Source organism: Alcaligenes phenolicus (assembly GCF_032063905.1).
Taxonomy (GTDB): Bacteria; Pseudomonadota; Gammaproteobacteria; order Burkholderiales; family Burkholderiaceae_B; genus Alcaligenes; species Alcaligenes phenolicus.
Map to the genome: position 1 here is coordinate 499,356 of NZ_DAMBOE010000002.1, position 13,494 is coordinate 512,849.

Here is a 13,494-nt window from a genome sequence, read left to right on the forward strand (position 1 = left end):
TCCCTACCGGGGTCACGCCATCTGGCTTATGGCGCTTGCAATCATCCTGGGAATTCTGACTGGCCTGTCGCTGGGCCTGACTGGCGCGGGTGGCGGTATTTTGGCCGTGCCCGCTCTGGTGCTGGGCATGGGCTACAGCATGACAGCGGCCACTCCGGTGGCCTTGCTGGCTGTGGGCGCCGCAGCCCTGGTCGGCGCACTGGATGGTCTGTACAAACATATCGTGCGCTATAGAGCTGCCATGTTCATGGCCGTAACAGGCGCTTTGGTCACGTCTTTGGGCGTACGCATCAGCCATGCCTTGCCGGAAAAAGTGCTGGTAACGCTGTTTGTCGCCATCATGCTGTGGATTGCCACCAAGATGCTGCGTCGTCCGGCGGCAACGGCCCATGCTCATACACCCTGTTGTCTGAACCCGGAAACCGGCCGCCTGCGCTGGACACCAGCAGGCACGGCCACCCTGGCTTCCATTGGTGCCGTAGCGGGTTTGTTTTCGGGCATGTTGGGCGTGGGCGGTGGCTTTCTGATCGTGCCTGCCCTGAAGCGTTTCAGCGACCTGTCCATGCACAGCATTGTGGCCACCTCCTTGATGCTGATCGCCCTGATTTCTCTGAGCGCGTCGGCCATGAGTCTGGCACACGGGGCAGTGATCCCCCTTAGCGGCTGGGTATTTGTGGCCTCGGCCATGGGTGGCATGGTGATAGGCCGACAACTGGCCCCTCATATTCCGCCTGTGCGCTTGCAACAGGGTTTCAGCATTCTGACCGCTATTGTGGCCCTGTCCATGCTGGCGCGTACCTATCTGTTTTAAGCCGCGATTCGATACGCGCGCTCAAGCAACAACGGATACATGGCTTTGAGCCAAGCGCTGCGCTTGGCTCAAAACTGCACATACTTTACTCGCAGATACTGCCACCACCGTCTTGCGGATTCAGACGGTAATCGCTGAAAGAGCCGCCCTCACGCGGACGCACGGCGACAACGCGCTGAACAATATGGTCCGGATCGGCCCGGAAACCATGCTCATAGGCCACGATGTCGAAGTCTGCACACCAGCGCAGCAGCTCACCCGGCTGCAACAGAAAGTCCGGATTACGCGGCGTGTTGTATTGCTCGTTGCCCACCCCAAAGGTTTCGTAAACCAGCACCCCACCTGGCTCCAGACTCTCCAGCAAAGTCGGCATCAAGGGGCGCCACAAGTACTTGGTCACCACCAGAGCATTGAACTTGCGCCCGGCAAAAGGCCAGGGACCATTTTCGATATCAGCCTGGATAATTTCCCCGTAAGGCGAAGTCGCTGCCACCGCTTCCGGGTCCCGGTCTACACCGATCACGGTATTGCCGCGCTCGGCCAACCAGCGGGCATTGCGCCCCCGACCACAGGCCACATCCAGAACCGTGCCCGGATTCGGAATCAAATGGGCCCATGCCTGTAACCAGGCGCTGGCCTGTCCCCTGTCGTTCATCCTTACCCCTTTGCTAAGCAGACAAAACGCCCATGGTAACGCAGCAGTGGGCAAGCTCAAGCACAGCACTGGCCTGGGCTACAATTGGCCCCGATTCCACGCTATTTTTTGAGGGTGTATGAAAGTTCTGCTGCAAAAACCCATATTGCTGATGGCCGTTCTGTGCCTGCCTTTATGGTTTGTCTACGGCAACTTCATCCTGGCCGCTGTCACCTCCATCCTGATCGGGATGCTGGTGGGCATGATCCGCACCCTGCACCAAGTGACCCAGGCCAAGAAAGCCAGCGCCAAGAGCGCCGCCCCGGCTTCTTCCGAGACACCTAACGACAAGCCCAACTGACGCCATGAACGTACTGTCCGCCCCTGCCCTGCCACACGGTTTACCTCCCCTGTCCGAGGAACTGAAAAAACACGTCGCACAGGTTAACGATTACTTGCTGGACCGCATTGCAGATGAAGGCGGTTTCCTGCCTTTCGACCAATGGATGCACCATGCGCTGTACGCCCCCCATCTGGGCTACTACACCGGTGGCAGCACCAAGTTTGGCAGCAATCAGCCAACGGGCGACTTTACGACGGCGCCCGAACTCTCCCCCCTGTTTGCTCAAACCTTGAGCCGTCAGGTCATGGAAGTACTGGAAGGCAGCCAATCCCTGTCCATTCTGGAGTTTGGCGCGGGCAGCGGCGCTTTGGCCGAAGCGCTGATTACGGAATTGCGCAAGCAAGGTATCGAGCCGCAGTATTCAATTCTGGAAGTATCACCGGACTTGCGTGCGCGTCAGCAAGAGCGTCTGGCCCCCCTGCAAGCACAAGTGCAATGGCTGGACAGCACCCCACACAGCTTCAAGGGTTGCGTGGTGGCTAATGAGGTTCTGGATGCCATGCCTGCCAGCCTGTTCACGTTTGATGTGGCTGGCAAGGTGCTGGAAGTGGGCGTTATTGCCGCAGACGACAGCACAGCCCAGGGCCTGCCAGCGCCTTTCTACCTGGCTACCCGCCCGGCTCCCGACCATCTGGCTTCGCTGGTGGCCGAGCGCGTGGAAGCGCAGCCCTTCTACCTATCCGAGATCAACCTGCAAGCCGAAGCCTGGGTGCGCAGCATGGGTACTTGGTTAAAGCAAGGCGCGGCCATTTTGATCGACTACGGTTTTCCGCAGCGCGAGTACTACCACCCGCAACGTGACAAAGGCACCTTGATGTGCCACTTCCGCCACTTTGCTCATGCCGAGCCGCTGGTGCTGGCTGGCTTGCAGGACATTACCGCCCACGTGGACTTCACCGCCATGGCGGATGCCGCCCTGGAGGCCGGTTTGGATGTGCTGGGCTATACCAGTCAGGCACGCTTCCTGATGAATTGCGGCATCACCAACTTCCTGGCTTCTCCGCCGGAAGACCCATCGCCCGCCGTGCAACAGCAATGGGCACAGACCATGAGTGCCGCCAACAAGCTGCTGTCTGAAGCGGAAATGGGGGAACTGTTCAAGGTGCTGATTATTGGGCGCGATATTCCGGCTCCCGTGCTGGGCACGATGAGCGGAGATCGACGCGAGCGTCTGTAAGTGTTTTCAGCTCCGGCCTTTGGCCGTTTCTGACTAAAGGGCGGTACACCTGAACGGTGAAATGGCAAGGCACGTACCTTGCCATTTTTTTGCTGTAAATAACCACGCCCAAGCCAAGACCTCTAGCTACGGCAGCGGTGCAAAGAGGATCTTGCAGATCATCCTGTCTTGAAACCAGAAACCAGCTTGAATGGTCTATCTGTTCCTGAACCCAGAACAGAACCGCACACACGGCTCCAAGCCCACAAAAAAGATAAGCGGCCAATGGGCCGCTTATCTACTTGTGTACTCCGGACTGATCACTCACTACTCAACTGATTGCTCCAGGGCCGCCAGTCTGGCCGCACGTACCTCTTCACGGATTCTGCCAGGCTCAGCCTTGAATTTCGCCGCCACTGCACCTGCGTCCACACCAGCCATAACCATGCGCAGCTTATCCCACTCCCATTCCGGGACCGCTTCCAGACATGCAGCCGCATTGACCAGCTGCATGAAGCGATCCGGCTTGCGCAAGGCATCCAGCGACTCCATCACCTGCAAGGCCGACTCCACATCTGCACGGGGTTGCTGCAAAGCAGGACTGCTCAGCAGTACGGGCAACAGACGGGCCTGATCGCGCCATTCCGACGGAGCACGAATCTGCTCCGCCACCTGCGCAGGCGTTTCTGAGACATGGCACAAAACAGCAAAGCAGCTTGCCAAATCCAACTGACGTTCTTTAGCGATCTGAACTTGCTCGCCCACCTGATCGCTGTAGCTCAAACCGGGCATGACACGCTCTAGCGCGCCGACTTCCCGCAGCACTTCAAACATGCGAGCAGGTTGATTGGAGGACAGGCCTTTGGCTATTTCCAGATAAATGCGTTCAGGCACCAGCTCATCCACCTCGCCCTGCTCCACCAGCTCACGTGCCAGAGCCCAGGTATCGTCGGCCACGGTGAACTCGGAAAAGCGGGCAGCAAAACGTGCCAGACGCAGCAAGCGTACCGGGTCTTCGCTAAACGCGGTGCCCACATGCCGGAACAGACGGGCCTGCAAATCCGCCAAACCATTCAAGGGATCATGCAGATTCCCCGCCGCATCCACGGCCATGGCATTGATGGTCAGATCCCGGCGACGCAAATCGTCCGCCAGGCTCACGTCTGTGCCGGTGTAAAAGGTAAAGCCCTTGTAACCACGGCCCGACTTGCGCTCAGTCCGGGCCAGGGCAAACTCTTCTTTGCTATGGGGATTCAGAAAGACGGGGAAGTCGCCACCTACGGGGACAAAACCTCGGGCAGCCAGGTCTTCGGGCCGGGCACCGACCACGACCCAATCCTTGTCACCCGCTGGCAGTCCCAGCAAGGCATCGCGCACCGCACCGCCCACCACATAGACCTGCAAGCCTTCAAGAACAGAATCTGGCGGCCCCATCAGGGCCGCCAGAGCTGCTTGCTGTCTGTTATCAAGCATGGACGGACTCATCAAGGCGAAATAGTACCCAAACGCCCTTTGAGGGACTGCGGCTGACCGCTGAACATCATGGCGTAATAGGTCGCGTTGGAGAGCACGTTTTTCACGTACAAGCGCGTTTCGGTAAAGGGAATGGTTTCGGCAAAAATGGCCCCTTCCACCGGAGTGTTCAAGCGCGAGCGCCACTGGCGGGGACGTCCTGGCCCTGCGTTATAGCCTGCCGATGCCAAGACCTGCGATCCATCCAATTGGCCCAGAACCATGTTCAGGTAGTTGGTGCCCAGCACTGTGTTCACCTCGAACTCGTTGACTCGCGAAGGCGAGAAATCGCGCATATCGATCTTGTTGGCTACCCACTTGGCGGTGGCAGGCATCAGTTGCATCAAGCCTGATGCCCCGACGCCCGAACGCGCATCGGTAATAAAGCGCGATTCCTGACGGATCAGGCCATAGACCCAGGCCGGGTCAAGATTGATGGACTTGGCCTGCTCGGTCACGCGACCTTCAAAAGGAGCGATAAAGCGCTGGCTGAAGTCGATTTCATTCTTGGTCAGCAAGGACGTATTCACGACTCGGTCGTATATGTGCTGCTCGCGCGCGAACTCGGCCGCTGCACGCAACTGTCTGTCGTTCATGCCACGCAAAGCATAATTCCACTCGGGTACGGCTTCCGGACGCCAGCCCAGCTTGAACAGCTCCACCGCGCGCAGCAGGCCCGCGTTGGTACGAGCATCCTGCATGTCCAACGGCGTCAAAGGTTGTGGCTGAGGAGGCAAAGAAGGCGTCAGGCCCAACTCTTCTGTAGCCAGCTGACCGTAGAAGTTCAGATCACCCACAATGGACTGGAACTTGGCTCGCGCCTGCTCTTTATGACCTAAGGCATCGTGTGCACGTCCCGACCAGTAGACCCAAACCGGCTCGGCCTTTTGTGCATCGTTCATCTTGTCGATGGCGGCAGAGACATGCTTCCACTCGATGGTGCCCTGACGCAGCTCGGCGCGCACTTGCCAGGCATTGTTGTAATCCGTCATGGGGGTACGACCGGAGCGGCGATACCATTTGGCCGCATCGTCCTCTACCCGCAAGGCACTGATCAGACCAAACTGGCCCCACACCCAATTCAGGTTTTCCTGAGGGATTTTGCCCGCCCAGGTACGGTCTATATAGGCCGCTGCAGCATCACGCTGACCACGACCCAGACGGGACAAGGCCAAGGACACCAGCTCCGGATTGACCGAACTGTTGTTCACATTACGATCCAGCCACTTCTGCGGCGAAGCCATCAAAGCGGTGTAATCCTTCATTTGCGGCGCAGTGAAGATAATCGCAGCCAGGCGGCGGGCCTGGGATGTGCGGTTATTTTCCAGAGCATCACGCATCAGATCACGGACCTGATTCTTGCTGATCACTTTACGGGCGTACAACTGGTCCAATGCCGACCAGCAGGCCTGGCTTGGAGAGAATGACGCCAGCAAGTCCTGCACATCCACAGGCTGACCGGCCACGTTCTGTGCCGACGCTACTGCACACTTCACAGCCGAGGTAGGGGCGTGAACGGGGGCCAGCTCACGCACCAAAGCATAGTTGCCGGTACGAGCAGCCGCCACAATCCAGTCGGACTTCAGGCGATTTTCCAGGTATTCATCTTGATTGCCGCTCAGGAACAAACGAATTTGCTCATCAGGCACGGGCGTGGTCGTGTCCTGCAAAATCCGGCGCAAGCGCCAGTACTCGGCATAAGAACCCAGAACAGGATCATTGGCGGCAACCGGAGCCAGAGCATCGAGCGCCGTCCAGCGCTTGGCCTGCATGGCATCACGGGCGTCAATCAAAGCCTGGCGGGCCGTTGGCGGCACAGGCGGGACTCGATCCCAACGACGCACGGCTTCTTTGGCAGGCTGCAACACGACAGCTTGCTTGGCAACGACAGGATCCGGGGAATGTGTCTGGGCTTGCGGCGACTGCGACCCCGCACAGCCGACCAAACCCAGAGCAAACACCACCAAAGCGCTCAAGGGCGGGCGAGGAAGCATGGATGCCATGCCCCAAGCTGGTGTTTTCTGGTACTTTAGCTGGTTGATACCCATAGTGACGGCCTTTAGAAAATCACCCATGATTCAGAACGTAGAGCATAACGCAGCCGCGCTGCGCACGCGACTAAAAGACCTGCGAGCCGGGCAGCCCTCCATCGACACCAACCGGGGCGCTTTGCTGATCCGGGGCCGTCTGTTTACCTGGCTGGCTACCAACCGCAGCCGCCTGCGTGAACAGGGCCGTGCCGAACCCACCACCATTGCCGCTTTCTGGCCTATGGCCCAGGAGCCGGACTTGCGCCCACTGCTGCTTCAATGGGTGGAAGAGGAAGGCATCAATGTCTGTCTGCCCGTTGTCAAAGAGGCCGATGCCCCTTTGAGCTTTGTCGAGTGGACACCCGAGACCGAAATGGAAAAGGGTCGCTACGGCATCGAAATCCCCATTTCCACTAAAACCATGCAACCGGATATTGTCCTGGTCCCCACCCTGGGCTACACCAGACAGGGTGATCGTCTGGGGTATGGCAAGGGTTACTACGACCGGACCTTGGCGGCGCTGAAAGAACAAAACCACGCGTTTACCAGCATTGGTATTGCCTGGGCTGTGGGCGACTTGTCGGGCCAATCCTACCAGCCTGCCCCGCACGATCAACGTCTGGACAGTATTCTGACTGATAAAGGCTGGGCTGTACCCGCCCCGGAACTATAAGTAACCCGCTACCACAAACTGTTTAATCGAGAACTCTGTTTACAAAGCAGTCGATCAAACCGGAAAAGGTACAGGCCATATAGCCGCCCCATAAAAAAACCCGCCAAGACCTCTGGCGGGTTTTTTATTAAACATCTGAGAGCCTAGCGCCAGGTCAGATTCGGCAAAATAGCCATGCTCGCATCTGCCCCGTTCAGGGTGTACATGTGAATGCCAGGAGCGCCGCCATCGAGCAGGTCCTGACACAAGCGTGCCACCACATCGATACCGAAAGCACGAATCGATGCACGATCATCACCAAAATCGGCCAGTCGCAGGCGAATCCAGCGCGGCACTTCTGCACCGCACATGGTCGAGAACCGCAGCAACTGCGACGAGTTGGTAATGGGCATGATGCCCGGTGTGATCGGAATCGTGACTCCTTGCGCCTGAGCTCGCTCAACAAAGCTGAAATACGAGTCCGGGTTGAAGAAGTACTGCGTGATCGCACCGTGCGCACCTGCCTTGACCTTGTTCACAAAGTGACCCAGGTCGTCGCTAAAGCCTGTGGCCTGAGGGTGCATCTCGGGATAAGCGGCCACTTCGATGTGGAAGTGTTCGCCATAGTTTTCACGAATGAATGACACCAGATCGCTGGCATAGCGCAGCTCGCCCGCATCACCGCCCATACCCGAGGGCAAGTCACCGCGCAGGGCCACGATACGTCGTATGCCCTGATCGCGGTAATTGTCCAGCATCTCTTTAAGCTGCGCGGGTGCCGTACCAATGCACGACAAGTGCGGTGCGACATCAAAACCCAGTTTTTGCAGCAGTGCCACCGCATCGACCGTGCCCGCACGGGTGGAGCCACCGGCTCCGAACGTCATGCTGACATAGGCGGGATTCAAGCCCATCAGGGACTTGGCGGTGCGCACCAGTTTTTCCTGCGCCGCGATGTCTCGCGGCGGGAAAAACTCCAGGCTCAAGGTTTGCTTGTTGCTCATTTCATTAACAATCCCGACAGCAGCCCGGAAACCAGACTGTAGACGATCGCCCCAATCACGGCCCACCAGAAGCCTTCAACCTGGAAGCCTTTGAGGATGGAGCCCGCAAACCAGAACACCAAGGCGTTGAGCACCAGAAGGAACAAGCCCAACGTCACAATAGTGATGGGCAAGGTCAGCACAATCAGCAAAGGTTTGACCAAGGTATTGAGCAGGCCCAGTACCAGCGCAGCGATCAGTGCCGAGCCAAACGAGGCAACCGTAATACCAGGCAGGATGTAGGCGACAACCAGCAGGGCAACAGCATTCAGGATCCAGACAAGTAGCAAAGTCATGATAGGGCTCCAAGAATAGGCGTCCAAAGACGCCGGTGCGTTTTAGTAGCGGTAGTGCTCAGCCTTAAATGGCCCTTGCACAGGTACGTTGATGTAATCCGCCTGCGCCTGAGACAAGGTCGACAAGTTCACACCCAACTTCTTCAAGTGCAAACGAGCAACTTTTTCGTCCAGATGCTTGGGCAGTACATATACTTTACCCGTTTCGTAGTTCTCGCCACGAGTGAACAGTTCAATTTGTGCAATGGTCTGGTTCGTGAACGAAGCCGACATCACAAAAGAGGGGTGGCCAGTAGCACAACCCAGGTTCACCAGACGGCCCTTGGCCAGCAGGATGATGCGCTTGCCATCAGGGAAAATGATGTGATCAACCTGAGGCTTGATCTCTTCCCACTCCAGATCTTCCACCGAGGCCACGTCAATTTCATTGTCGAAGTGACCGATATTGCACACGATGGCCTGATCTTTCATGCGTTCCATGTGCGAGCGGTCGATCACGTGGTAGTTACCGGTGGCAGTCACGAAGATGTCAGCCTTGTCGGCGGCTTCTTCCATGGTCACAACGCGGTAGCCTTCCATCGAGGCTTGCAGGGCGCAAATGGGGTCAATTTCGGTAACCCAAACTTGGGCGCGCAAGGCGGCCAGTGCTTGAGCACAACCTTTACCCACGTCACCAAAACCGCAAACCACGGCGATCTTGCCGGCAACCATCACGTCGGTAGCACGCTTGATACCGTCTACCAGGGACTCGCGGCAGCCGTACAGGTTGTCGAACTTGGACTTGGTCACCGAGTCGTTCACGTTGATGGCGGGGAAAGCCAGCTCGCCTTTCTTGGCCATCTGGTACAGACGGTGCACGCCGGTGGTGGTCTCTTCGGTCACACCCTTGATCTGGGCCAGACGGGTGGAGTACCAGGTCTTGTCGTTTTGCAGACGGGCGCGGATCGAAGCGAACATGACACGCTCTTCTTCGCTGCCGGGTTTGTCCAGAACGGACAGGTCTTTTTCTGCACGGGCACCCAGGTGCAGCAACAAGGTTGCGTCGCCACCGTCGTCCAGAATCATGTTGGCCTGTTCGCCGGGCCAATCGAAAATGTCATGGGCGTATTGCCAGTACTCTTCCAGGGTTTCGCCCTTGACGGCGAACACAGGCACGCCAGATGCGGCAATGGCAGCGGCAGCATGGTCTTGAGTGGAGAAGATATTGCACGATGCCCAGCGCACTTCAGCGCCCAGGGCGGTCAGGGTTTCGATCAGAACCCCGGTTTGGATTGTCATGTGCAAACTGCCGGCAATGCGTGCGCCCTTCAGGGGCTGGGAGGCAGCAAATTCCTCGCGGGTGGCCATCAGGCCAGGCATTTCGGTCTCGGCAATGGTCAGCTCGCGGCGGCCCCATTCAGCCAAGGAAATATCGGCAATTTTGTAATCGGTAAAAGTCACAGTCGGGCTCCGTTATACGGCACGCAGACTGCAGGGAGAGCAAATGAATTCTCACCAGCAGCCCGCCATGCAGGTCGTGGTGAGCGTCGTTCTCCAAGGTGGATACCACCTATCCATGCCCCGAGCCTGGCAAGACCGTGGGTCTTGTCGCAACGCCCCTCGAGGATGGCAAATGAATGTGGGTGATTGTACCCGTTTGGATCGTCTTGGGAAGACGGCTCCACGGGTAAAAATCATAATTTCTTCTCATGAGACTGGCACTTGCCCGTCCCACCCAGCGTTGCTGGCTGACTGGTTTCCCGGCCCCGACAACGCTGTCAAACTGCAGCAAAGCGCCGCCCGCAAGCGGCCTTTGCCTATCTGTGCATCGCTTAGATAGCCTGACGCAAAGCCTGGGCCTTGTCCGTGGCTTCCCAGCTGAACTCGGGTTCGCTGCGGCCAAAGTGACCGTAGGCAGCAGTCTTGGTGTAGATGGGACGCTGCAGATCCAGCATTTCGATGATGCCACGTGGGCGCAGGTCGAAATGTTGACGAACCAGCTTGGCGATCTCGGTGTCCGGGATCACGCCTGTGCCTTCGGTGTAGATGGTGATATTGATAGGCTCGGCCACACCAATGGCGTAGCTCAATTGCACCTGACACTGGCGGGCCAGACCGGCTGCCACAATGTTCTTGGCCACATAACGGGCGGCATAGGCAGCGGAACGGTCCACTTTGGAGGGGTCCTTGCCGGAGAAAGCACCGCCGCCGTGAGGGCATGCGCCACCGTAGGTATCCACAATGATCTTGCGACCAGTCAGACCGCAATCGCCTTGAGGGCCACCAATCACGAACTTGCCGGTGGGGTTCACCAGGAAGCGGGTTTTCTCGGTCAGCAGGTCCGAAGGGAAGCATGGACGAATGATGTGTTCGATCACGGCTTCGTGAATGTCTTTCTGGGACATTTCAGGCGCGTGCTGAGTGGACAGCACCACAGTATCCACTTCGGTAGGACGGCCATCCACGTAGCGGAAGGTCACCTGGGACTTGGCGTCAGGACGCAACCAGGGCAAACGGCCATCTTTGCGCAGCTCGCTCTGGCGCTGCACCAGACGGTGGGCGTACCAGATAGGAGCAGGCATCAGATCAGGGGTTTCATCGCACGCGTAGCCAAACATCAGGCCCTGGTCGCCAGCCCCCTGGTTCAGCAACTCTTCTGGGCTGCGGTCCACGCCTTGGGCGATGTCAGGCGACTGCTTGTCATAGGCCACCAGAACGGCGCAGGACTTGTAATCAATGCCGTAATCGCCATTGTCATAGCCAATGCGCTTGATGGTGTCACGGGCAACCTGGATGTAATCCACGTTGGCATGCGTGGTGATCTCGCCAGCCAGCACCACCAGACCGGTATTGCACAAGGTCTCGGCAGCAACACGTGCCTGAGGATCTTGCTCGAAAATAGCGTCCAGGATGGCGTCGGAGATCTGGTCGGCTACCTTGTCGGGGTGGCCTTCAGAAACGGATTCGGATGTAAAGAGAAAGTCGTTGTTGTTCACAGCGTAGCTTCCTTGAATAAGGGCTGATAATCAGCACGAGGTTGAACAAACTGCGTTGCACCTCGAAGCCAGCGATGTGGATACGATAGACGGGGCGCGACGCTTTAGCGGTTTATAGAGGGCAGTTTGCTGCCCGATCGCTCCGCAAGTTGTCGTTTAACTCAGCGATACAATCCATTTTAAGCGAAAATACGTATTTATTTCAGCAAAACTTCACACTAAAGGATTGCCTGGCCCATGCTCGCGGCACTTTTACGTCTGATGGCTCGTCTGCCTTTACCCGTTCTTCATGGGCTGGGCAAAGGAATCGGACGCCTGATTTACGCTTTTCCCGGACGCTACCGCCGCCGTCTGCAAAGCCACTGCCGACAAGCGGGTTACGACTCCCCTGCCTTTTTCCGGCAAGCAGCCGGACAAACCGGCGCCATGATCCTGGAAACACCACGCGTCTGGCTGCATCCGCAAGCCTGTCTGGCCCGCTGCACCGTCGATAATGTGGCCTTGCTGGAGGCCACCCATGCCGAAGGACGCGGCGTGCTGTATCTGACCCCGCACTTGGGTTGCTTTGAGATTACGGCACGTTATCTGGTGGGTTTAGGCCCACTGACCGTGATGTTTCGCCCACCACGCCAGGCCGTACTGGAACCCCTGATGGTGGAGTCACGTGAACTGCCCGGCCTGCATGCCGTCCCCGCCAACATAAAAGGCGTGCGCGAATTTGTCCGCGCGTTTCGCAAGGGCGAATCTGTCGGCATGTTGCCCGACCAGGTCCCCAGTGGTGGCGATGGTGTGTGGGCCCCATTTTTTGGCCGCCCTGCCCTGACCATGACACTAGCTGGCAAGCTGGCCCGCCAATCCAATGTGCCTGTAATTGTGACCGCAGCCGAACGCCTGCCTAAAGGGCGCGGCTGGCATATTCACACCTTGCGCCTGCCCGAACCGTTGCCCGAAGACCCGACGGAACTGGCCACCCTGATCAACGAATCCATGGAAAGCTTGATACGCCGTTTCCCCACCCAGTATCTGTGGGGCTATAACCGCTACAAGATTCCCCATGATGCGCCCCCTTTGCCTGGCGATACCACCCCATGAGTTTTAATTCTTACCCGCTGCTCAAATCCGTTTTCACCTACTTTGGCCGTGCCTCGGTACGCACGCGCCAGCGTTGGGGTGCTGTGCTGGGCGGGCTGGTGCATCGCTTTGCCTCCCGCCGCCGTCACATTGTTCGCACTAACCTGGATTTGTGTTTTCCCGACACCCCCGAAAGCACACGCCGCGAATGGGAGAAGCAGCACTTTCGCCTGCTGGCCCAATCCTATCTGGATCGGGGCCTGCTCTGGTTTGGCCTGCCCAGCACCATTCTGAACACGCTGCACCTGACGGGCGAAGAACACATCACCCAAGCCCTGGAACAGGGCCGCAAGGTCATGCTGCTGGTCCCGCATTTTCTGGGGATGGACGCAGCCGGGACACGACTATCCATGTCCATCTCGCCCTTGGTCGCCTTTTACACCCCCCAACGCGATCCCCATGTGGATCGCCTGATGTACGAAGGCCGTAGCCGCTTTTCCTCGGTCCCGCTGATTTCCCGCAAGGATGGTATTCGTGGTCTGATGCGCGCGCTGCAAAAAGGCCAGCCGATTTATTACCTGCCTGATATGGACTTCGGCACCAAGGGCTCGGCCTTTGTGCCCTTTTTCAATGTCCCGGCGGCCACGCTCTTGTCCACAGCCCAGATCGCACGCAATCAGGACGCGCTAGTGATCCCCGTTATTTCCCGCGTGGACGCCGAGACTGGTCACTACCACATTCAGGTGCTGGAACCCATGTCCGACTTTCCGGGTGAAGGCAGCCTGGAAGAAGCCACGGAACGCATGAATGCCCTGATTGAAAAATATGTGCGCGAGGACCCGCCGCAGTATTATTGGGTACATCGACGCTTCAAAACCCGACCTGAAGGTCAACCCGGCATCTACTAGGCC

13 protein-coding genes and 1 riboswitch are annotated in these 13,494 nt (G+C 58.0%); of the genes, 6 read left to right on the forward strand and 7 right to left on the reverse strand.

The features are described 5' to 3' along the window. The first annotated feature begins 28 nt into the window (after positions 1 to 28). The gene (locus U2949_RS05685) at positions 29 to 811 is read left to right on the forward strand and encodes a sulfite exporter TauE/SafE family protein (protein ID WP_321286608.1); all 783 of its coding nucleotides are present in this window, start codon (positions 29 to 31) and stop codon (positions 809 to 811) included. 85 nt (positions 812 to 896) lie between these two features. Here the strand turns inward: U2949_RS05685 and U2949_RS05690 are convergent, their stop codons facing one another. Beyond that, positions 897 to 1,466: a class I SAM-dependent methyltransferase gene (locus U2949_RS05690; protein ID WP_321286610.1), complete on the reverse strand. Its 570-nt coding sequence runs from the start codon at positions 1,464 to 1,466 to the stop codon at positions 897 to 899. 118 nt (positions 1,467 to 1,584) lie between these two features. Between U2949_RS05690 and U2949_RS05695 the strand changes: the two genes are divergently transcribed. Both U2949_RS05695 and U2949_RS05700 read left to right on the forward strand, forming a co-directional pair. Then, positions 1,585 to 1,806 carry a hypothetical protein gene (locus tag U2949_RS05695; RefSeq protein WP_026484127.1) on the forward strand — a complete coding sequence of 74 codons (222 nt, stop codon included), beginning with the start codon at positions 1,585 to 1,587 and terminating at the stop codon, positions 1,804 to 1,806. Positions 1,807 to 1,810: 4 nt separating this feature from the next. Next, positions 1,811 to 3,025, forward strand: coding sequence for a class I SAM-dependent methyltransferase (locus U2949_RS05700; protein ID WP_321286611.1), 1,215 nt, complete (start codon positions 1,811 to 1,813; stop codon positions 3,023 to 3,025). A 306-nt stretch (positions 3,026 to 3,331) separates the two neighbouring features. Here the strand turns inward: U2949_RS05700 and U2949_RS05705 are convergent, their stop codons facing one another. Both U2949_RS05705 and U2949_RS05710 read right to left on the reverse strand, forming a co-directional pair. Beyond that, positions 3,332 to 4,477 carry a tRNA CCA-pyrophosphorylase gene (locus U2949_RS05705; protein ID WP_257723870.1) on the reverse strand — a complete coding sequence of 382 codons (1,146 nt, stop codon included), beginning with the start codon at positions 4,475 to 4,477 and terminating at the stop codon, positions 3,332 to 3,334. Positions 4,478 to 4,488: 11 nt separating this feature from the next. After that, positions 4,489 to 6,591 carry a lytic transglycosylase domain-containing protein gene (locus U2949_RS05710; RefSeq protein WP_026484124.1) on the reverse strand — a complete coding sequence of 701 codons (2,103 nt, stop codon included), beginning with the start codon at positions 6,589 to 6,591 and terminating at the stop codon, positions 4,489 to 4,491. Here U2949_RS05710 and U2949_RS05715 point away from each other — a divergent pair. Next, a complete protein-coding gene (locus U2949_RS05715) occupies positions 6,590 to 7,219 on the forward strand; it encodes a 5-formyltetrahydrofolate cyclo-ligase (RefSeq protein WP_026484123.1) in 630 nt (209 codons plus the stop codon). The genes U2949_RS05710 and U2949_RS05715 overlap by 2 nt on opposite strands. A 143-nt stretch (positions 7,220 to 7,362) precedes the next feature. Here the strand turns inward: U2949_RS05715 and metF are convergent, their stop codons facing one another. From metF to metK, 4 genes are all read right to left on the reverse strand, one after another. Continuing rightward, the gene (gene metF, locus U2949_RS05720; RefSeq protein ID WP_026484122.1) at positions 7,363 to 8,202 is read right to left on the reverse strand and encodes a methylenetetrahydrofolate reductase [NAD(P)H]; all 840 of its coding nucleotides are present in this window, start codon (positions 8,200 to 8,202) and stop codon (positions 7,363 to 7,365) included. Next, entirely contained in the window at positions 8,199 to 8,537 is a 339-nt protein-coding gene (locus tag U2949_RS05725; RefSeq protein WP_009462594.1) for a phage holin family protein, read from the reverse strand. Before U2949_RS05725 ends, metF begins: the two co-directional genes overlap by 4 nt. 42 nt (positions 8,538 to 8,579) lie before the next feature. Continuing rightward, the gene (gene ahcY / locus U2949_RS05730) at positions 8,580 to 9,977 is read right to left on the reverse strand and encodes an adenosylhomocysteinase (protein ID WP_026484121.1); all 1,398 of its coding nucleotides are present in this window, start codon (positions 9,975 to 9,977) and stop codon (positions 8,580 to 8,582) included. Positions 9,978 to 10,051: 74 nt separating this feature from the next. Beyond that, a riboswitch (S-adenosyl-L-homocysteine riboswitch) is annotated at positions 10,052 to 10,144 on the reverse strand. Between the two features lie 204 nt (positions 10,145 to 10,348). Then, the gene (gene metK, locus U2949_RS05735; protein WP_026484120.1) at positions 10,349 to 11,512 is read right to left on the reverse strand and encodes a methionine adenosyltransferase; all 1,164 of its coding nucleotides are present in this window, start codon (positions 11,510 to 11,512) and stop codon (positions 10,349 to 10,351) included. Between the two features lie 237 nt (positions 11,513 to 11,749). On the opposite strand from metK, the gene U2949_RS05740 reads away from it, so the two are divergent. Both U2949_RS05740 and U2949_RS05745 read left to right on the forward strand, forming a co-directional pair. After that, the gene (locus tag U2949_RS05740) at positions 11,750 to 12,604 is read left to right on the forward strand and encodes a lysophospholipid acyltransferase family protein (protein WP_026484119.1); all 855 of its coding nucleotides are present in this window, start codon (positions 11,750 to 11,752) and stop codon (positions 12,602 to 12,604) included. After that, entirely contained in the window at positions 12,601 to 13,491 is an 891-nt protein-coding gene (locus U2949_RS05745; RefSeq protein WP_009462598.1) for a lysophospholipid acyltransferase family protein, read from the forward strand. The genes U2949_RS05740 and U2949_RS05745 overlap by 4 nt, the downstream gene beginning before the upstream one ends. Positions 13,492 to 13,494 lie beyond the last annotated feature (3 nt).

Bases quoted from the DNA above. Each gene is read 5' to 3' on its own strand.
- U2949_RS05685 (WP_321286608.1), top strand. From the start codon at position 29: ATGGCGCTTGCAATCATCCTGGGAATTCTGACTGGCCTGTCGCTGGGC.
- U2949_RS05690 (WP_321286610.1), bottom strand. From the start codon at position 1,466: ATGAACGACAGGGGACAGGCCAGCGCCTGGTTACAGGCATGGGCCCAT.
- U2949_RS05695 (WP_026484127.1), top strand. From the start codon at position 1,585: ATGAAAGTTCTGCTGCAAAAACCCATATTGCTGATGGCCGTTCTGTGC.
- U2949_RS05700 (WP_321286611.1), top strand. From the start codon at position 1,811: ATGAACGTACTGTCCGCCCCTGCCCTGCCACACGGTTTACCTCCCCTG.
- U2949_RS05705 (WP_257723870.1), bottom strand. From the start codon at position 4,477: ATGCTTGATAACAGACAGCAAGCAGCTCTGGCGGCCCTGATGGGGCCG.
- U2949_RS05715 (WP_026484123.1), top strand. From the start codon at position 6,590: ATGATTCAGAACGTAGAGCATAACGCAGCCGCGCTGCGCACGCGACTA.
- U2949_RS05710 (WP_026484124.1), bottom strand. From the start codon at position 6,591: ATGGGTGATTTTCTAAAGGCCGTCACTATGGGTATCAACCAGCTAAAG.
- metF (WP_026484122.1), bottom strand. From the start codon at position 8,202: ATGAGCAACAAGCAAACCTTGAGCCTGGAGTTTTTCCCGCCGCGAGAC.
- U2949_RS05725 (WP_009462594.1), bottom strand. From the start codon at position 8,537: ATGACTTTGCTACTTGTCTGGATCCTGAATGCTGTTGCCCTGCTGGTT.
- U2949_RS05740 (WP_026484119.1), top strand. From the start codon at position 11,750: ATGCTCGCGGCACTTTTACGTCTGATGGCTCGTCTGCCTTTACCCGTT.
- U2949_RS05745 (WP_009462598.1), top strand. From the start codon at position 12,601: ATGAGTTTTAATTCTTACCCGCTGCTCAAATCCGTTTTCACCTACTTT.